Source organism: Bradyrhizobium sp. SZCCT0153, from assembly GCF_018129995.1.
Taxonomy (GTDB): domain Bacteria; phylum Pseudomonadota; class Alphaproteobacteria; order Rhizobiales; family Xanthobacteraceae; genus Bradyrhizobium; species Bradyrhizobium japonicum_G.
In genome coordinates this window covers 261,527-277,276 of record NZ_JAFCKS010000001.1, presented here as the reverse complement: position 1 = coordinate 277,276, position 15,750 = coordinate 261,527, and the positions used below count along the sequence as shown (strand labels likewise).

Annotated in this window: 21 protein-coding genes and 1 tRNA gene; 14 read left to right on the top strand and 8 right to left on the bottom strand. The window is 66.5% G+C overall.

The features are described from left to right. Positions 1 to 6 precede the first annotated feature (6 nt). Entirely contained in the window at positions 7 to 1,077 is a 1,071-nt protein-coding gene (locus tag JQ572_RS01425) for a carboxylesterase family protein (RefSeq protein WP_211381203.1), read from the top strand. Positions 1,078 to 1,158: 81 nt separating this feature from the next. Beyond that, positions 1,159 to 1,365, top strand: a complete 207-nt coding sequence (locus JQ572_RS01420; RefSeq protein WP_045005422.1) for a hypothetical protein — start codon at positions 1,159 to 1,161, stop codon at positions 1,363 to 1,365. An 84-nt stretch (positions 1,366 to 1,449) separates the two neighbouring features. Here JQ572_RS01420 and JQ572_RS01415 read toward each other — a convergent pair whose 3' ends face one another. The 3 genes from JQ572_RS01415 to JQ572_RS01405 all read right to left on the bottom strand — a co-directional run bounded on the left by JQ572_RS01415 (position 1,450) and on the right by JQ572_RS01405 (position 3,119). Next, positions 1,450 to 2,112 (bottom strand): DsbA family protein, encoded by a 663-nt coding sequence (locus JQ572_RS01415; RefSeq protein WP_211381202.1) that lies wholly within the window; start codon positions 2,110 to 2,112, stop codon positions 1,450 to 1,452. A 98-nt stretch (positions 2,113 to 2,210) separates the two neighbouring features. After that, positions 2,211 to 2,687, bottom strand: coding sequence for a PaaI family thioesterase (locus tag JQ572_RS01410; RefSeq protein ID WP_211381201.1), 477 nt, complete (start codon positions 2,685 to 2,687; stop codon positions 2,211 to 2,213). Between the two features lie 3 nt (positions 2,688 to 2,690). Continuing rightward, positions 2,691 to 3,119: an acyl-CoA thioesterase gene (locus JQ572_RS01405; protein ID WP_211381200.1), complete on the bottom strand. Its 429-nt coding sequence runs from the start codon at positions 3,117 to 3,119 to the stop codon at positions 2,691 to 2,693. A gap of 112 nt (positions 3,120 to 3,231) precedes the next feature. Between JQ572_RS01405 and JQ572_RS01400 the strand changes: the two genes are divergently transcribed. Then, a complete protein-coding gene (locus JQ572_RS01400) occupies positions 3,232 to 3,780 on the top strand; it encodes a TetR/AcrR family transcriptional regulator (protein ID WP_211381199.1) in 549 nt (182 codons plus the stop codon). A 59-nt stretch (positions 3,781 to 3,839) separates the two neighbouring features. Here JQ572_RS01400 and JQ572_RS01395 read toward each other — a convergent pair whose 3' ends face one another. Next, positions 3,840 to 4,322 carry a hypothetical protein gene (locus JQ572_RS01395; RefSeq protein WP_211381198.1) on the bottom strand — a complete coding sequence of 161 codons (483 nt, stop codon included), beginning with the start codon at positions 4,320 to 4,322 and terminating at the stop codon, positions 3,840 to 3,842. A gap of 204 nt (positions 4,323 to 4,526) precedes the next feature. Between JQ572_RS01395 and JQ572_RS01390 the strand changes: the two genes are divergently transcribed. Both JQ572_RS01390 and JQ572_RS01385 read left to right on the top strand, forming a co-directional pair. Further along, positions 4,527 to 4,799 carry a PsiF family protein gene (locus JQ572_RS01390; RefSeq protein WP_211381197.1) on the top strand — a complete coding sequence of 91 codons (273 nt, stop codon included), beginning with the start codon at positions 4,527 to 4,529 and terminating at the stop codon, positions 4,797 to 4,799. Positions 4,800 to 4,900: 101 nt separating this feature from the next. Beyond that, the gene (locus tag JQ572_RS01385) at positions 4,901 to 5,986 is read left to right on the top strand and encodes an AbrB family transcriptional regulator (RefSeq protein ID WP_211381196.1); all 1,086 of its coding nucleotides are present in this window, start codon (positions 4,901 to 4,903) and stop codon (positions 5,984 to 5,986) included. Positions 5,987 to 5,989: 3 nt separating this feature from the next. Here the strand turns inward: JQ572_RS01385 and JQ572_RS01380 are convergent, their stop codons facing one another. After that, on the bottom strand, positions 5,990 to 6,529 hold the full coding sequence (locus JQ572_RS01380; RefSeq protein ID WP_211381195.1) for a disulfide bond formation protein B: 540 nt from the start codon (positions 6,527 to 6,529) through the stop codon (positions 5,990 to 5,992). Positions 6,530 to 6,684: 155 nt separating this feature from the next. On the opposite strand from JQ572_RS01380, the gene JQ572_RS01375 reads away from it, so the two are divergent. From JQ572_RS01375 to JQ572_RS01365, 3 genes are all read left to right on the top strand, one after another. Beyond that, positions 6,685 to 6,769: transfer RNA gene (locus tag JQ572_RS01375), tRNA-Leu, on the top strand. Positions 6,770 to 6,961: 192 nt separating this feature from the next. Further along, positions 6,962 to 7,264: a hypothetical protein gene (locus JQ572_RS01370; RefSeq protein ID WP_211381194.1), complete on the top strand. Its 303-nt coding sequence runs from the start codon at positions 6,962 to 6,964 to the stop codon at positions 7,262 to 7,264. Between the two features lie 158 nt (positions 7,265 to 7,422). Further along, positions 7,423 to 7,656, top strand: coding sequence for a hypothetical protein (locus JQ572_RS01365; protein WP_211381193.1), 234 nt, complete (start codon positions 7,423 to 7,425; stop codon positions 7,654 to 7,656). Between the two features lie 12 nt (positions 7,657 to 7,668). Here the strand turns inward: JQ572_RS01365 and JQ572_RS01360 are convergent, their stop codons facing one another. Beyond that, positions 7,669 to 8,628, bottom strand: a complete 960-nt coding sequence (locus JQ572_RS01360; protein ID WP_211381192.1) for a helix-turn-helix transcriptional regulator — start codon at positions 8,626 to 8,628, stop codon at positions 7,669 to 7,671. Positions 8,629 to 8,926: 298 nt separating this feature from the next. Here JQ572_RS01360 and JQ572_RS01355 point away from each other — a divergent pair, with 298 nt between their 5' ends. From JQ572_RS01355 to JQ572_RS01340, 4 genes are all read left to right on the top strand, one after another. Beyond that, on the top strand, positions 8,927 to 9,169 hold the full coding sequence (locus JQ572_RS01355) for a hypothetical protein (protein ID WP_211381191.1): 243 nt from the start codon (positions 8,927 to 8,929) through the stop codon (positions 9,167 to 9,169). Between the two features lie 26 nt (positions 9,170 to 9,195). Then, on the top strand, positions 9,196 to 9,447 hold the full coding sequence (locus JQ572_RS01350; protein WP_372703193.1) for a GCG_CRPN prefix-to-repeats domain-containing protein: 252 nt from the start codon (positions 9,196 to 9,198) through the stop codon (positions 9,445 to 9,447). A gap of 172 nt (positions 9,448 to 9,619) precedes the next feature. After that, entirely contained in the window at positions 9,620 to 10,303 is a 684-nt protein-coding gene (locus JQ572_RS01345) for a response regulator (RefSeq protein ID WP_211381190.1), read from the top strand. After that, positions 10,300 to 12,252 carry a sensor histidine kinase gene (locus JQ572_RS01340; RefSeq protein WP_211381189.1) on the top strand — a complete coding sequence of 651 codons (1,953 nt, stop codon included), beginning with the start codon at positions 10,300 to 10,302 and terminating at the stop codon, positions 12,250 to 12,252. The genes JQ572_RS01345 and JQ572_RS01340 overlap by 4 nt, the downstream gene beginning before the upstream one ends. Before the next feature lie 190 nt (positions 12,253 to 12,442). On the opposite strand, the gene JQ572_RS01335 is transcribed toward JQ572_RS01340, so the two are convergent. After that, positions 12,443 to 12,733, bottom strand: a complete 291-nt coding sequence (locus JQ572_RS01335) for a hypothetical protein (RefSeq protein ID WP_211381188.1) — start codon at positions 12,731 to 12,733, stop codon at positions 12,443 to 12,445. A gap of 235 nt (positions 12,734 to 12,968) precedes the next feature. Between JQ572_RS01335 and JQ572_RS01330 the strand changes: the two genes are divergently transcribed. Then, a complete protein-coding gene (locus JQ572_RS01330; RefSeq protein WP_211381187.1) occupies positions 12,969 to 13,193 on the top strand; it encodes a cysteine rich repeat-containing protein in 225 nt (74 codons plus the stop codon). Between the two features lie 109 nt (positions 13,194 to 13,302). Continuing rightward, a complete protein-coding gene (locus JQ572_RS01325; RefSeq protein ID WP_211381186.1) occupies positions 13,303 to 14,883 on the top strand; it encodes a GMC family oxidoreductase in 1,581 nt (526 codons plus the stop codon). A gap of 99 nt (positions 14,884 to 14,982) precedes the next feature. Here JQ572_RS01325 and JQ572_RS01320 read toward each other — a convergent pair whose 3' ends face one another. Beyond that, positions 14,983 to 15,705, bottom strand: a complete 723-nt coding sequence (locus JQ572_RS01320; RefSeq protein ID WP_211381185.1) for a hypothetical protein — start codon at positions 15,703 to 15,705, stop codon at positions 14,983 to 14,985. Positions 15,706 to 15,750: the final 45 nt, after the last annotated feature.

Here is a 15,750-nt window from a genome sequence, read left to right as displayed (position 1 = left end):
GCGGCGATGAGCGAGGCGGTCATCGACGACATCGTGACCGTGCTGCCGCGGCTGCTCAATGCACTGGAAGCACTCGGCTTCTTCGCCCGGCATCTGCATCCGCCGGCCTTTGGCTCGGTGATGAATGCGATCGGCACGCCGGACGAGACGCTGCAAACGGCGCGCACGGCGATCGGCGCCTGGCCGGAGCAGTTCGCCGGACTGCGCGAGCGGCTCGATCGCGCCTGCGACGAGACGCTCGCCGCCTTTGCCGGCATCCGCGAGGTCGAGCGCGGCAACGGCGATCTCGTCGCCGTCTTCCGCGCGATGCGCCACGTGCCGCGCGCCCAGGAGGCACTCTATCCGCTGGCGGTGCAGTTTCCGCCGGTGAGCAGCTTCTTCCTCAACGCCGCCAATCGCGAGAATACCGACCTGCTGTCGCGGCTGGAAGCAGTCCAAGGCGAGCACAGCGGAATCTTCCACGATCACAACGAGCCCGGCACCCGCGGCGGCTTTTCGGTCTACGTGCCCGAATATTACACGCCCGACCGCGCCATGCCGCTGGTGATGGCGCTGCATGGCGGCAGCGGCAACGGCCGCGGTTTTCTGTGGAGCTGGCTGCGCGACGCCCGCACCCTGGGCGCGATCCTGGTGACGCCGACCGCGACCGGCCCGACCTGGGCGCTGATGGGTGGCGATTCCGACACACCAAACCTCATGCGGATTCTCGAAACCGTGCGCGGCCGCTGGACCATCGACGCCTCGCGCATGCTGCTGACCGGCATGAGCGACGGCGGCACCTTCTGCTACGTCACCGGGCTCGATGGCGCCTCGCCTTTCACGCATCTCGCGCCGGTGTCGGCGACCTTCCATCCGTTGATGGCCGAAATGGCCGACGCCGCACGCCTGCAGCGCCTGCCGATCTTCATCACCCACGGCAAGCTCGACTGGATGTTTCCGGTGCAGACCGCGCGGCAGACGCAGGCGGCCCTCTCCGCCGCCGGCGCCGATGTCGTCTATCGCGAAATCGACGACCTCAGCCACACCTATCCGCGCGAGATCAACGTGGAGCTGGTGGAGTGGCTGAATGGAGAATGAACAACCTCTCCTTGCCTGCGCCGTACTGCTGCGGAACCATCACTCCGGGCCGACGTTATCGCCCGTCACCGGAGGTTCGCCATGCAGACTTTTTTCGGAATGATCTTGGGAGCGCTGCTGCTCGGCTGCGGCGTGTACGTGTATGACTCGATGCAAACATCGTCGGTCGCCAACGGCGAGGTCGCGACGGCCAATCGCACCATCGTGAACTGGGACGTCGCCAAGGCCGACTGGAACGCGCTGCAGGATCGCGCGCACAAGGACTGGGTCCGCATCTCGTCCAAATAACTTCTCGAAGTAACGCCACCGACCAATGAACAAGGCGCCGTCGCGGCTCGCGGCGGCGCCTTTGCGTTGCTGGCGATCGGCGCGTCAGTTCATCTTGGCCTTGCGGGCGTCGGCGATGACCTGTTCGAACTCGGTCATGCTCAGAACGCCCGGTACGCGGTACTTGCCGACGATAAAGGACGGTGTGCCGCGGAAGCCGAAGGCTTCAGCCTGGTCGTTGTTGCGCTTGAGCACGGCATCGATGTCCTTGGCGCGATCGGCAAGGTCGCGCTTCAGGCGATCCATGTCGACACCGGCAGACGCGAGCAGCTCGTTGATACGCGGCTCGGTCAGGCGCGAGCTCACAGCCATCATGGCGTCATGGGCCTGATGGTACTTGTCTTGATATTTGGCCGCGAGCGCGATCCGCGCCGCCGTGACCGAGACCGGTCCGAGGATCGGCCAGTCCTTCATCACCAGCCTGACCTTGCCGTCGTCCTGGACGACCTGGCGCAGCTCGGGCTCGAGCTTGCGGCAATAGGGACAATTGTAGTCGGACCATTCGATGATGCTGATATTGCCGTCGGGATTTCCGGCGACAGGAACATCGGGATCGCGCAGCACCTTGGCTTCGGTCAGCACCTCGTCATCGTCGGTAGCCGCACGCGCCAAGGTAATCCCGCCGGTCGCGGCGAGAGCGCCCGCCCCGATCAGCGTCAGCGCCGCGCGCCGCGTCGGCACAAGGCCCTTGTTCCTGAATTCAGCCATATCTCGTCCCGTTTCGGTCCCATCGCCGCAAATACGGTTCGGGACCGGGAAATGTTACGGGTCATATAGAGCGTTGCGGGCGCGATGTCACCGCGATGCTATGCGCGGACCGGGGCCGCCACCTGCGATGCCGTAGCCCGGGGCAGCATCGCCATCAGCGTTCCGGTCATGGTGGCAATCAGCGTGGTCTTGCCGTCATGCTCGGCAAACGCCCTGGCCTCGCAGAAGGTCAGCGTACGGCCTGGCTTGACGACTTCGGCCTTGAAAACGAAACGCTCGCCGCGGGCTGGCGCGAGCAGCGTGGTCTTGAACTCGACGGTAAGGATATCCGCCTCGCGCGGCATCAAGGTGAAGGCGGCAACGCCGCAGGCGTTGTCGAGCCCCGCCGTGATGATGCCGGCATGAACAAAGCCGTTCTGCTGCGTGAAAGCCCTCGAGTGCAGCATTGCCAGTTCGACCTCGCCCGGCGCAAGGCGGACGATCACGATGCCGAGCGTGTGCATCGCCGTCTGGCCGTCGAACATGGCGATGGCCGCCGCGCGATAGCCCGGGTTTTTCGGCTCGAATGCGGCCATGGTTCAGACCTCGGCGGGTGCAGCGAGATGCCTCGAGGCGATCTCGCGGATGGCATCCATGAACGGCACCGATTTGCGCTGGCTGCGATCCATGTGCACGCCCGTGATCTCGCAAAACGCGGCGATCTCGCCGGTCTCGGCGTTGGCCATGTCGTGCCGGAAGCAGATCGACTTGTCGCGAAGCTCGAGCAGATGGCTGCGGATCTCGACGATGTCGCCGGCGAGGAGCTCGCGCCTGTAGGTGATGTTCTGCTGCACGGCGGCCATGCCGCGGCCGGAGCTGCGCAGATAGCTCGGCGTCAGTCCGAGGCGGGCGAACAGATTCCAGTTGGCCTCGTCGAATTTGCCGACATACCACATGATGTTCATGTGGCCGACGTGATCGCATTGCCACGGATAGACCGTGCCGCGATAGGTCGCCCCCTGCGCCATCGCCAGTCCTCCCTTGTTCTTTTCCGCCCTTCGATCTTTGATACGGTAGCGTATCAAGGTGCCCTCGCGTTAGCAATACGGCACCGTATCAAGAACCGGTGAGGCTTCCTTCATGAGCGACGGCAAGGGTGACGTCTGGGTCGAGGCGGGGTTTACCGAACTCGCGCGCTCGGGAGTCGAGGGGGTGCGGGTCGAGGTGCTGGCCAAGAACCTCGGCGTCACCAAGGGCGGCTTCTACCGCCGCTTCGCCGACCGTGCCGCGCTACTCGGCGCCATGCTGGAGCGCTGGCGCGAGGGGCGCTCGGCGGCGATCGCTCAGCAGACGAGCCTCGACGGGCAGAAACCCCGCGATCGGCTGAGGGCCGTGATCCAGCTTTATTCCGAGCGGCTCAATCCGGAGGGCATGGCGATCGAGCTGGCGATCCGGCAATGGGCCCGCTCGGACGAGAGCGCCGCAGCAGCGGTAGCGAACGTGGACGCGGCGCGGCTCAAGCATGTCGCTGAGCTCTATCGCGCGACTGGCCTCGAAGCCGACGAGGCGGAAGCACAGGCCTTCCTGTTCTACTGCTTCATCTTCGGCCAGAGCCTGCTGTTCGTCGAGCGCAGCCCGCGCAAGCGCACGCACCTGGTGGCGAAATCGGCCGAGAAGCTGTTGGGCTAGGCCATCGGATCAAGCGAAATGGCCGGAGCTTTGCTCCGGCCATCGCATCAGGTCGAAGCTCAGGCGGCGCCCTTCAGCTTCTTGTTGCATTCACTGTAATAGCCGCCGCCCTTCTCGATCCACTTCATGCCGCCATTGCCATTGGTGGTCTTGTTGGCGTTGTACTGGTCGACGCAGGTGTGGAGGCGCGCCTTGCCGGCGGTCTCCTTGGCATATTTCGGATCGACCGCGTTCGGATAGATCGCGGGGCCGGCCGGCAGGGTCGGCGCGGCAGCGGGGGCGGCCTCCTTCTTCGCCTGCTTCGGCTCGGCGGGAGCGGCAGGCGCGGCCGCGGTCGGCGCAGCCGCAGGCGTCGCGTCCGCACCGCACTGGGCCTTGCGGAAGTCATTCCACTTCGTGGTGCCGAGCGAGCCGTCCTTCTTGGCGGCCTGGTATTTCGCGCTGCACTCCTGCGAGGTCAGAGCCTGCGCCGGCGCGCTCACCACCAGCGCCGCGAAGCCCGACAAAGCCACCGCACACAGCAATTTTGATCGAATGGTCATCCTTGGGTCTCCTCCTTGGTCTTCCCCCGGGGGAAGTGAAACGAGGATTGCTATCCTAGCGTGCCGGCGATTGGCGACAAGGAAGCGATGGCTCCTGCCGCCAAAATATAGTGATCCCGCCGGTTCGGATTATTCATGTCGCGTTCAGCAAGGCGAGCCGACGGTCCCAACCCTTCGCCATTCTCGCAAGATGAGTGCAACACCATGACCTTCACGTCTCGCCTCGCCGTCGTCGCCCTCGCCTCCCTGCTCGCCACCGGCACTGCCTTCGCGCAGACCGCCGCGCCGGCGGCCAAGACCGACGCAGCTACCACCGCCGACAAGAAGGTAACGAAGGAGCGCTCGGCCGAGTCGCTCGAATGCTCGAAGCAGGCGGACGCCAAGGGGCTGAAGGGCAAGGAGCGCAAGAAATTCCGCCGCGAGTGCAAGAAGGAAGCGAAGGCCGGCACCGCCGCCCCCGCGGCCGACAAGAAGTAAATCCGGCACAATACGGTTCGCGAGGGTCGGCGAGTGGCGCGCGCATTGCGGCATGACGAGCCTGCAATTGTGCGCCTCTCGCTGATTTGCGATAAGGTGGCGTGAAGCAAATCACCGCCTCCCTGCCGTTCGAATGGCCGAGCCGTGCCAAGATCTTGAGCACGGTGGAGACGCTCGTCATCGGCTCCGCCGGAGGCCTCGTGTTTCTGCTCGCGGGCCTGCCCGGCGGGTTGATCTCGGGCTCGATGATCGCGGTCGGGATCGCCGCGGTCGCCGGCCGCCAGCTGGCGCTGCCGCCGATCCTGACCCAGACCGTGCTGGTGCTGCTCGGCATCTCGCTGGGATCGGTCGTCTCGCGCCACCTGCTGCAACAGGTCAGCGCGTATCCGCTCACCATCGGCCTGCTTGCGCTCGCGACCTTCTGCTCGACCTTCGGCTCGAGCTATTACCTCCAGCGTGTCCACGGCTGGGACCGCACCTCGGCCTTCCTCGCCGGCAGTCCCGGCGCGCTGTCGCAGATCACGATTTTGGCGGTCGAGCGCGGCGCCGACCTGCCGGGCATTGCGGTGGTGCAGACCATGCGCGTCATCATCCTCACCGCGGCGCTGCCACTGGTGCTGGCGCTCGCCGGCGTGGCGCCCTCCGTCGCGCCATCGCTGACGACGACGATTGCCTCGCCGCTCGACCTCGTCGAACTGGTCGCGGCCTCACTGGCCGCGGCACTCCTGCTGCGCCTGATCAGGTTTCCGGCGAGCTGGATGTTCGGCGCGATGATCGGCTCCAGCGTGCTGCATGGCGCAGGCTGGGTCGAGGGCGGCCTGCCGGACTGGGTGCGCGGCGTGGCGCTGGTCGGCATCGGCGCCCTGATCGGCAGCCGCTTCGCGCGGATGCGGATCAGGACGCTCGCCGGCCACATCAACGCGGCGCTGGGCTCGTTTGCGGTGGCCATCGCCGTCTCCGCGATCTTCGTCGGCATCGTGGCGCTCACCACGCAGGTGAAGTTCTCGGACGTCGTGGTCGCCTACGCGCCGGGCGCGATGGACGCCATGCTGGCACTGGCCCTGACGCTGCACATCGACCCGATCTTCGTCGGCGCCCATCATCTGTCGCGCTTCGTGTTCGTGACGATCGCGACGCCGGGTATCGTGCACCTGTTCGGGCGCACGCAGGACGACGTGGACGACTAAGCTCTAGCGCTTCGCCGTTGCCACGAATCCCCAAGCGGCGGTCGCGGCCATGAGCAGCGAGATCAGCACGTTGTAACCGGCGAGGGAGAGCCCGAGGAAGCGCCACTGCACCTCGTCGCAGCGCACCACCTTCACGGTGTCGAGCTTCGACAGGAGATCGGCGGCATTGCCGAGCTTGACGACGGGACCGGAGCAGTCGGTCGGTCCCTTCCAGAAACCCCATTCGACGCCGGAGTGATAGGTGCCGAGCCCGGCATTGGCGAGGGTCGCCAGCGCCAGGATCGCGAGGGCCGCGAGCAGCAGCGGCCGCGGCGCGCCGCTCCGCGCCGCAAGCGCCGTGAGCGCGCCAAGCGGGATCGCGAGATAATAGGCGTAACGCTGCTCGAGGCAGAGCGGACAGGGCAGGATCTCCAGCACGAGCTGGAAGAACCAGGCGCCCGCGATCGTGGCTGCCGCAATCAGCGTGACGAGCAGCGAAGCGGTCAGCGCGGGGTTCGTGGCCGCCGGTTTGAACGCAGGTATTGCGGCACTCTGGGTCGTCACGGCAGCCTCTTCGGATGGGTCGCGCTCCCAAGCCTCTAGCCCCGGCCCATGCGGCTGTCGAGAACAGCCGGGATCACTTTGGCGCGGGTTGACCCCGCTTTGTCCATAGCTATAGTCCGCCGGCTTCGCGACGCCCTGTTTGGGGCCGACCGAGGGCCCCTGTGGCGGAACTGGTAGACGCGCTCGACTCAAAATCGAGTTCCGCAAGGAGTGCTGGTTCGATTCCGGCCAGGGGCACCAGCCTTCGCTGCTTCGCAGCTACGGCTTGGCAAGCCAGGCGCAATCCTATCCATGCGAAGCGGTGAAGGCTGTCCCGCCGAAGCCTTGGCGAAGGCGGACTGGTTCAACGAATCCAGCCCCTCCCCTCCCTGGCAATCGTCACACCTGCACTGTATAAGCCGGTAGCTTCTTCTCTCATTCGAAGGAGCTCATATGAACGACCTGCACGCGTGGCTTTCACAGCAGCACCACGGTTTGCGGACCTTCCGTATCTTCCAGCAAAAGCTCGAGACGCTCGGCCGGGACGATCCCGAACAGCGCGGCCTGTGCCGCCTGTTGAGCGGTCTCGTCGGCAGCTATGTCGAGACATTCGACGAAGCCCCGCTGCCCGTCGAAATCGCTGACGGCGCCTATCATCGCCTGCTGACGCTGGTCGCGAGCCTCGATCTCGAGGGCGACCCCAGCCGGCGGCTCGCCGACATCAATCGGGTTGCAACCTGCGAACTCTGGCACTGACGGCGCGTGCGGCCGTACGGCCCGCATCCGGGTCCTGAGACACTTCGCCAGCAGAGAGCCGCGTACTTCCCGGCACGAGCCTCCCTCGCCGGGTTCGACTTCGCCGCGCCTATCCCTATATCGTGTGGCAATTCAGATCGATGCAGCGAGCAGCTCGGATGGCCAGGGGACGCACGACGCAAGCGGACGCCGACGACCTTCCCCGCTATTTCGTCTGGGTCCGGGGTCTCGAAGGCCCCGAGCCGCAGAAATGGAGGGCGATGGATTTCGGCGTCGGCGACTGGAAGCGGCCGCTGGTGCTGGCCTTTCTGGCGCTGCCCGAGGACGAACGGCAACTGTCGCTGTCGATGCTGGCCCGGCGCTATCCGCCGCCAAGGGTGGAAAGTTCATAGAGTGCGGTCTCGCTACTTCCCGCGTGCCGCCGTCGGCGTCAGCCCGAACCTCCGGCGGAAGCAGCGGTTGAAATAAGAGAGGTCGTTGAAGCCGCAGGCGAAGGCAATGTCGCTGATGCGACCTTCGCGATGGGCGAGAAGATCGGCCGCCTTGCGCAGGCGGAGCTCGTTGAGGCGCGTGGTGAAGCTGGCGCCGGCCTCGAACAGCAACTCGTTGACGTACCGTTCGGAGAGACCGGCTGCGGCGGCTAACCTCTGCGCGGAAAAATCCGGTTCGTGGAAGCGCGCCTCGAGGATCGTCAGCACGGCCTTGACCCGTACGGTGCGCAGGCCCCGGCGTCGCGCCGCAGTCGCGATATCGCTGCGGGCGCCGAGACCGATCGCGGCGAGGTCGAGCAGGTGCGCAGCGATTGCCATTCCGGCTTCGTCCGCCGCCGTTGAATGACGCAGCAGGAGATCGCTGTAGTCCATGGCCAGCGACAATGCTCCGCCGGGCTCGAGCTCGCAGCCGACAAGATCGTCGACGTCGGCGACCATCGCACGCAGCGTATCGACCGGCAGATGCACGTTGGTGAAGCGCTTGTGGCTTGCGCCGTCGGCGGCAAAGAACGGCTCGTCGAGCTTGAGCAGCACCATCGATCCCGGCCGCATGGTGAATTCGCGGCCGCGATGAACCACCTGCGAAGAGCGGTCGCCCGTGTTGCGCGCGAGGCAAAAGCGGTCGTCGCCGGTCTCGAGCACCTGGCGTTTTTCCCGCCGAACCGTCACGAAGCTGCCGTCGCAGCGCCCGAGCATGGTGGTGCCGATGTGGATCGAGTTCATCGTGGCGCGGAACGGCACGTCGGAGGCCGGATCGAGCTCGCCGGTGTTGGAGAAATGCTCGAACAGCTCGGCGAAGCGGATGAAGCGCTGCCGGTCGGACAGGTCCTGCGGCAGCATGTCTGTCGAGAGCGCCTTCCTGATGACGGACATCGAAAGAATTTCCAAGAAAGACTTTTGGGAAAAGCTCGTGCACGAAAGCGTGCCGAAGTCTGTCCAGGCCTGAAACGAACGCCTGTTGAAGCCCGGCGAGCGCAGGGTATCAGCACGCCAACGTGAATCAAGCTGCGCCGGTCAGTCCAAGCCTCGACGCCGCCGGCGCCGGACAGTCCAAGACTGACTGCACGGGCGAGCCCTATTCAAGCGGCGGATGCGGCATTCCGCGACATGACGGACTGCGTCCGGGCAAACGGGCGGCCTCAGCCTGACGCCCGCTGGAGGAGAAGAAGACATGCGAACCTCTCTACCCCGCAGCCTCGTGCTCGGCGGCGGCATCGCGACCAGCCTCTGCGTCGGTTACGCGCTGGGCGCGCAGCCGCACATGGACCAAGCCATCGCGATCCTGCAATCCGCCCGCGCCGAGCTCGGCAAGGCCGAGCCGAACAAGGGCGGCCATCGCGAGAAAGCGCTCGGGCTGATCGACCAGGCGATCGCCGAGGTGCGCGCCGGCATTGCGTTCGCCGCCGGCCATTGAAGCAACGGCATTCGGGAGCACAAGACATGATGCGAACCATGTTCGCCGCAGCCCTCGCGCTCGGCGCAATCACGGGCTCTGCCGAGGCCATGCCGCTCGCCTCGCCCGGCGGGAGCGCGAATGGCGACGTCATCGCGGTCGCCGGCGGCTGCGGCCCCGGCTGGCACCGCGGCCCCAATGGCGGCTGCCTCAGAAATTACGCCAACCCGGCCGCGCATGCCTGCCCGCGCGGCTACCATATCGGCCCCGGCGGCGCGTGCCGCGGCAATGGCAGGTAGAGGCCAGGCCCATGACCAGCGACACCATGCACATCACGATGCAGCGGTTTCCGGTGTCGCCGCCTTGGCCCCCCTGATTATTCGGCCCCCATGATTATGGGTGTCGCGGCGTCCGCGCCGCCGCTAAAGTTGGCCTTGCGCCGCGGGGGACACGCGGTGCAGGACGATGAACATGAGCGAACAGGGCGAGACGGGTGAAGCCATCACCATCCTCCTCGTCGAGGACGACGCGCCGACCTGCTGGCGGCTCCAGGACGCGCTGGTCAAGACCGGCTACGAGGTGCGCAGCGCCGGCACGCTCGCCGAGGCCCGCACCGGACTCGGCGAGCGTGCGCCGCGTGTGCTGCTGACCGATCTGCGGCTGCCCGACGGCCATGGCGTCGAGCTGATCCGCGAGACAAGGCAGCGCTTTCCCGACACCGAGATCATGGTGATCTCGGCGCTCGGCGACGAGGAGAGTGTCATCTCCGCGATCACGGTCGGCGCCACCGGCTATCTCCTGAAGGATGCGTTCCCCACCGATATCGCCACCACCGTGCGCGATCTGGTCGCCGGCCATTCGCCGATCTCGGCCTCGATTGCCCGCTTCATCGTGCGCAGAACGCAAGGTGCCGCGCAGAATTCGGCCGAGCCTCCGCCGGGTCCCGTGCTCAATACCGCCAGACTCACTCCACGCGAGATCGACATCCTCTGGGGCATCGCAAAAGGGTTCAGCTACGCCGAGATCGCGAGCCATCTCGGCCTTTCCAGGCAGACCGTACCCGGCCACATCAAGAACATCTATCGCAAGCTCGAAGTGCACACCCGTAGCGAAGCGGTGTTCGAGGCGGTGCAGCAGGGCCTGATCAAGCTGTGAGCGAGATCGCGGCAAAGGCAGCGGTCAAACCCGCGCGGCGCCGGCTGCTGGCCTCGCGCCTTGTGCCTTATCTGCTGATCCAGGCGCTGATCGTGGTCGCCACCATCCTCGGGCTGCGGCTGCTCCAGCCCAGCGATCCCGACGCTTTTGCGTTGGGCGAATTCTCGCTGCGGGAGGACGGCGTGGCGCGCCCCGTGATGCTGCCGCATTTCACCTCGTCACGCTATTCGCTCGCCGACCCACCGCTCTACACCGGCGCCTTCACGTTCCGCCGCGGCGATGCAGCGCCCGGATGGTCGGTATTCCTGCCGCGCTTCAGCAACGCGGTGGAGGTCGCCGTCAACGGCGTCGTCGTCCTGGATTCCCGGCGCGATGCCAATGCCAACCGGCCCGACCGGAACACACCCCAGATCGCAGCGATCCCGTCCTCGCTGCTGCGCGAGGGGGCGAACGAGATCACGGTGCGGCTGCTGGTGTGGGGACCGCTCAAGGGCTTTCTCGACACCGTCTATGTCGGCCCGGATGCCGCCTTGCGGCCCGCCTATGAAACACGCACGCTGCTGTTCGTCACATTGCCCGTGGTGTTCTCCGCCTGGCAGTCGATCCTCGCCGTCATCCTCGCCATCATGTGGCTGATGCGCCGCCGCGAGCCGGTCTATGGCGTGCTGGCCGCGGCAATGGTGCTCGGCGTCATCCAGGCCTTCTCGCCGCCGCCGGTGCCGCCGGCCACGGTATCCCGGCTCGCCGCCGTGCTGCTGGCGTCCGCTCCGATGGAGAGTGCGCTGATCGTGGTGTTCGGCGTGCTGTTCTTCGGCTGGCGCTGGCCGCGCTACGGCACACTGCTGTTCGCGCCGGGGATTGTCGTGTTCGTCGTCGGACTGATCGCCGGCCCGCCGCTGCCGCGCATTCTCTTTCTCGTTCTCGGCATCCCGACGGTCGGGGTCTGCCTGTTCCTGATGGCCTGCGTGACCGCGGCCGCGGTGGTGCGGCGGCAGGACGCGGCCAGCTTCACGCTCGGCTGCGCGGTGTCGATCGTGCTGACCTGTTGGGTCCACGACATGCTGTCGGTGTTCGAGATCATGTCCAACGAGCGCATCTTCGTCTCGCGCCTGTCCTATTCGGCGATGCTGGTCGCGATCGGCGCCGGCCTGACCTGGCGCTTCGCCCGCGCGTTGAACCAGGTCGACAGTTTTGCAGGCCAGCTCGTGACGCGCGTGCGAGAGGTCGAGGAGCGGCTGAAGGCGAGCTTCGTCCGCGAGGAGGCGCGCGCCCGCGCCGCCGCGCTCGCCGATGAGCGCACGCGGCTGATGCGGGACCTGCATGACGGCCTCGGCGGCCAGCTGGTCAGCATCGTCGCACTCTCCGAGCGCGGCCATGAGGGCCCGACCATCACCGACGCCGCCCGCGCCGCGCTGAAGGACCTCCGCCTCGTCATAGATTCCATGGACGACATCGGCGGCGACCTGATGCTTGCACTCGGTTCCTGGCGCGAACGTGCGACCGCGCAGTTGCGACCGCACGACATCGCGCTCGACTGGCACGTGGCGACGCCACAGGGGCTGCCGCTGCATCCCGAGCTCAGGCCATGGCACGTCATCCAGATCGTGCGCATCCTCGACGAAGCCGTGACCAATGCGGTCAAGCACGCCCAGGCCCGCCACATCACCGTCACCATCGAGACGCGTGGCGATGGCCAGGGGGATGGTCAAGCGGGTGGTCATGGTGGTCGTGGGCCGTATGGCGTGATCAGCGTTGCCGACGACGGCAAGGGTTTCGCGCTCGCCGGCGAGGTTGCGAGCGCAGGCCAGACCGCGCGCGGCCTGCGCAACATGAGGAGCCGCGCCGCGCGCTGCGGGGCGGCGTTCGATCTGCATTCGGATTCCTCGGGGACGCGCGTGCGGCTGCAACTGCCGCAGATTTTTCCCGACAGCGATGCCGCCGCGAGCTGAAAAGCCCCCTCTCCGAACGTGTGGGACGCGCGGAGAGAGGGACGGGCCGGATGTTTTGCCCGCGGAGGACGGAGGGTTCGTCCGCAAGGCTCCTTCGCCCGAACTCTTCTCCCTCATCCCTCATCCCTCATCCCTCATCCGCGTTCGCCAAAGCTTCGGCGGACAAGAGCGGGACGAGGTGAAGACAAGCTCAGCGCACGCCGACGCGATTGACCGGACCACCGCGATTCATCGGCGTGCCCGCGCGCACGCCAACACCGGGCGCACCGACACCGGGTGTCGCGACCGCGACCGCCGCAACCGGCGCTCCCGGCGCGACCACCACCGCCGCGGTCGGCCGCACCACGCAGCCCTTGGGCACGCCGACCGTCTTGCAATAGACCACCGCTTGCGCAGGGCTCGTGCCCATCGACACCATCGCCGCACCCGCCAGCGCCATGATCGTCAGCCCGGCGCTCAGCGCTCCCGCTCTTTTCGACATCTTGCTCTCCTGCTTCCCGTTCGGCGTCCCGATGCAATCACCGGGTCTCGCAGCCGACGTGCAGCCTGAATGGCAAAAGACGGCGGACAGATACATGCCATGAAAATGGGGGTACGGCAGCCTGATGGACCGGCCGACGCCATGAACATGGCATGGACCTGCGCCCGGCCTTCGCGAGATGGTCCGGCTCGTTCGATCCCAAGCGGGACCAACGACATTCCCAATGAGGTGCTCTATGAAGATTTCGGTTCTTGCCGCGCTGCTGCTCGCCGCCACCGCCCTGCGCGCCGCGGCGCAATCCGGCCCGACGCTGCAGGAGCAGATGGCCTGCCGCGGCGACGCTAGCAAATTCTGCGCTGAACATGTCGGCAAGCCGCCGCAGATGAACGCTTGCCTGCGCGAGAACAAGTCGAAGCTCTCCGATGCCTGCCGCAAGGTCGTCGAGTCGCGTGGGGGATGAGCACGGTTTCACCCTCCTCTGGAGGGAAGGGTGAGAGCGTACGATCGTTTCCGAAGCACAAATCTTGCAAGCGCTCCGCGGGATGAAGGTCTTCGCGGAGCGTTTCCCAATGTACGACACGATCATCGTAGGCGCCGGCTCGGCCGGCTGCGTGCTGGCCAACCGGCTGTCGGCCGATCCGCACCGCAAGGTGCTGGTGCTGGAGGCAGGCCGTGCGGCGCCGCTGGCGTCCGACATTCCGGCGGACTGGCCGACGATGTTCAACACCGCGGTCGACTGGGGCTATTACACCGAACCGCAAGCCGGCTGCCGCGGCCGGCGGATCTTCTGGCCGCGCGGCAAGATGGTCGGCGGCTCCGGCGCGATGAACGCGATGATCTATATCCGCGGCCTGCCCTCCGATTACGACGGCTGGGCGAAGGCAGGCTGCGCCGGCTGGGCGTGGCGCGACGTGCTGCCGAAGTTCATCGCGTTCGAGAACAATGCGCGCTTCATCGACGATCCCCTGCACGGCACGAGCGGGCCGCTGCACGTCGCCGACGTTCCCCATGTCGACCCGAACGAACTGAAATGGCTCGAGGCGGCACGGGCCGCAGGGCTCCCGTACAATCCCGATTTCAACGGCGCGACCCAGGAAGGCGCCGGCTTGTTCCAGTTCGTCATCAAGGACGGCGAGCGCTTCGGCACCGGCAAGGCCTATCTGCGGCCGGCGCTGACGCGGGCCAATCTCACGCTGAAGACAAGCGTGCGCGTCACCCGCATCATCATCGAGCGCTCCCGCGCGATCGGCGTCGAATATCTCGAGGACGGGCAGCCAAAGAGCGCCTTCGCAACCGGCGAGGTGGTGCTCGCCTCCGGGGCCATCAGCTCGGCACAACAATTGTTGCTGTCGGGCGTCGGCCCGGCTGACGAATTGAAGGCCGTCGGCGTCGACGTCGTGCATGAGCTGGCAGGCGTCGGCAAGGATCTCCAGGACCACATCAACATTCCCATCACCTTCTACACGAAGGAGAAGATCGGCGTCGGTGCCTGGACCGACGAGAGTCTCGCCGCGAGCCTTGCGGAATGGCAGGCGCACCGCAGCGGCCCGCGCACGTCTCCCTGGGTCGCCGCCGGCGCACATGTGCGGAGCCGTCCCGGCGTCGAGCCCGACCTTCAGCTCTACGGCGCGATCAGCCCGCACCGCGACTATGTTCGTTTCCTGTCGTCCAAGCCGGGCATCACGCTGCATGCGACCTTGCAGCGGCCGAACAGCCGCGGCCGGATCACGCTGCGCTCGTCGGACCCGATCGAGCATCCCGCGATCGACCCCGGCTATTTCTCGTCGGACGCCGGCGGCAACGACCTCGCGACCATGATCGAAGGCGTGCGCCTCAATCGTCGCATCGCCGCGCAATCACCGCTCAAGGAGATGGTCGCAAGCGAGGTGACGCCGAGCGCGGAAGCGGTGAGCGACAGCGAAATCGCCGACTATATTCGCGGTCATTGCACGACACTCTATCACGCCGCCTCGACCTGCCGGATGGGCACGGATGCCATGGCCGTCGTCGATCCGCAGCGCCTGCAGGTGCGCGGCATCGACGGCCTGCATGTCGCCGACGCCTCGGCGATCCCGATCATGATCTCCGGCAACATCCAGACGCCGACCATCCTGATCGCCGAATGCGCGGCGGCCGCGATTCTCGGCTGACGCACGGCTCAAGGCTTTTCGGCTCAACACTCCTGCGCGACCACGGGACAGGGCGAGCGCAGCTTCACGGGGTCGCGCGACCCTGCGGGCTAATTTAGTCTAGTCGTCGTCAGACCCGAACAGCCTGATCTGCGGGAAGCCGCCGCGCGGACGGCTTGCGACATCGCGCGCATCGGAATCCTCGCGGATGTTGCGCGCGACGTCGTCCCAATCCGTGCGGTCGCGCATACTTCGCGGCTCGCGCGAATCATAGTGACGGCGCTCGGCCCAACGGTCGCGGCGCTCCGTCCGGCGCCGTTCGGACGCGGCACGCTTCACGTCAGAATCCCTGGCTTTGGCGTAAGCGTTGTCGGGGGAGGATGACGGCTCGGTCGATGCCTGCCGCTCGGCAGGCTTTTCGACTTGCGGATGCGATGCCGGTGCCGGCCTGGGCGGCTCCACTGCGGCCGCTTGCGAAGGCTGTGGCGCCGGGGGCTCCGCGTTCGCCTGAGTGGTCTGCGTGTCGGGCTTTGCGGCTTCGGTTTTGGCGGCTTCGGACTTTTCTTCGGACTTCTTGTCAGACTTGGCTTCGGCCTGCGCCGGCGGGGCGATCATCGTGCCGAAGGCTTGCGAACCGGTGAGATATTGCAGGCGTTCGGATGGCGCGTCCGTCGTTGCGGGTTTGGCGGCTTCAGCGCGCTGCGCCAGCTTGCTCGTGTCCGGACCTTGCTTGGGCGAGACCGGATTCATGATATTGCCGGCGACAATGCCGCCGCCGAGACCGATGGCGATGGCCACGACGATGGTTCCGGCACCGACGAAATAGGCTGTCGAGGCGCGCATTGGTCCACTCCCTCTTTGGAGCGAGCAACGCTTGTCGATTGCCGG

What these genes read in the sequence shown, in the direction of transcription:
- JQ572_RS01350 (WP_372703193.1), top strand. Translation starts at nt 9,196, where the DNA reads ATGATGCGAACCATGTTCGCCGCAGCCCTCGCGCTCGGCGCAATCACG.
- JQ572_RS01425 (WP_211381203.1), top strand. Translation starts at nt 7, where the DNA reads ATGAGCGAGGCGGTCATCGACGACATCGTGACCGTGCTGCCGCGGCTG.
- JQ572_RS01355 (WP_211381191.1), top strand. Translation starts at nt 8,927, where the DNA reads ATGCGAACCTCTCTACCCCGCAGCCTCGTGCTCGGCGGCGGCATCGCG.
- JQ572_RS01320 (WP_211381185.1), bottom strand. Translation starts at nt 15,705, where the DNA reads ATGCGCGCCTCGACAGCCTATTTCGTCGGTGCCGGAACCATCGTCGTG.
- JQ572_RS01370 (WP_211381194.1), top strand. Translation starts at nt 6,962, where the DNA reads ATGAACGACCTGCACGCGTGGCTTTCACAGCAGCACCACGGTTTGCGG.
- JQ572_RS01330 (WP_211381187.1), top strand. Translation starts at nt 12,969, where the DNA reads ATGAAGATTTCGGTTCTTGCCGCGCTGCTGCTCGCCGCCACCGCCCTG.
- JQ572_RS01365 (WP_211381193.1), top strand. Translation starts at nt 7,423, where the DNA reads ATGGCCAGGGGACGCACGACGCAAGCGGACGCCGACGACCTTCCCCGC.
- JQ572_RS01345 (WP_211381190.1), top strand. Translation starts at nt 9,620, where the DNA reads ATGAGCGAACAGGGCGAGACGGGTGAAGCCATCACCATCCTCCTCGTC.
- JQ572_RS01400 (WP_211381199.1), top strand. Translation starts at nt 3,232, where the DNA reads ATGAGCGACGGCAAGGGTGACGTCTGGGTCGAGGCGGGGTTTACCGAA.
- JQ572_RS01325 (WP_211381186.1), top strand. Translation starts at nt 13,303, where the DNA reads ATGTACGACACGATCATCGTAGGCGCCGGCTCGGCCGGCTGCGTGCTG.
- JQ572_RS01415 (WP_211381202.1), bottom strand. Translation starts at nt 2,112, where the DNA reads ATGGCTGAATTCAGGAACAAGGGCCTTGTGCCGACGCGGCGCGCGGCG.
- JQ572_RS01395 (WP_211381198.1), bottom strand. Translation starts at nt 4,322, where the DNA reads ATGACCATTCGATCAAAATTGCTGTGTGCGGTGGCTTTGTCGGGCTTC.
- JQ572_RS01360 (WP_211381192.1), bottom strand. Translation starts at nt 8,628, where the DNA reads ATGTCCGTCATCAGGAAGGCGCTCTCGACAGACATGCTGCCGCAGGAC.
- JQ572_RS01420 (WP_045005422.1), top strand. Translation starts at nt 1,159, where the DNA reads ATGCAGACTTTTTTCGGAATGATCTTGGGAGCGCTGCTGCTCGGCTGC.
- JQ572_RS01390 (WP_211381197.1), top strand. Translation starts at nt 4,527, where the DNA reads ATGACCTTCACGTCTCGCCTCGCCGTCGTCGCCCTCGCCTCCCTGCTC.
- JQ572_RS01405 (WP_211381200.1), bottom strand. Translation starts at nt 3,119, where the DNA reads ATGGCGCAGGGGGCGACCTATCGCGGCACGGTCTATCCGTGGCAATGC.
- JQ572_RS01335 (WP_211381188.1), bottom strand. Translation starts at nt 12,733, where the DNA reads ATGTCGAAAAGAGCGGGAGCGCTGAGCGCCGGGCTGACGATCATGGCG.
- JQ572_RS01410 (WP_211381201.1), bottom strand. Translation starts at nt 2,687, where the DNA reads ATGGCCGCATTCGAGCCGAAAAACCCGGGCTATCGCGCGGCGGCCATC.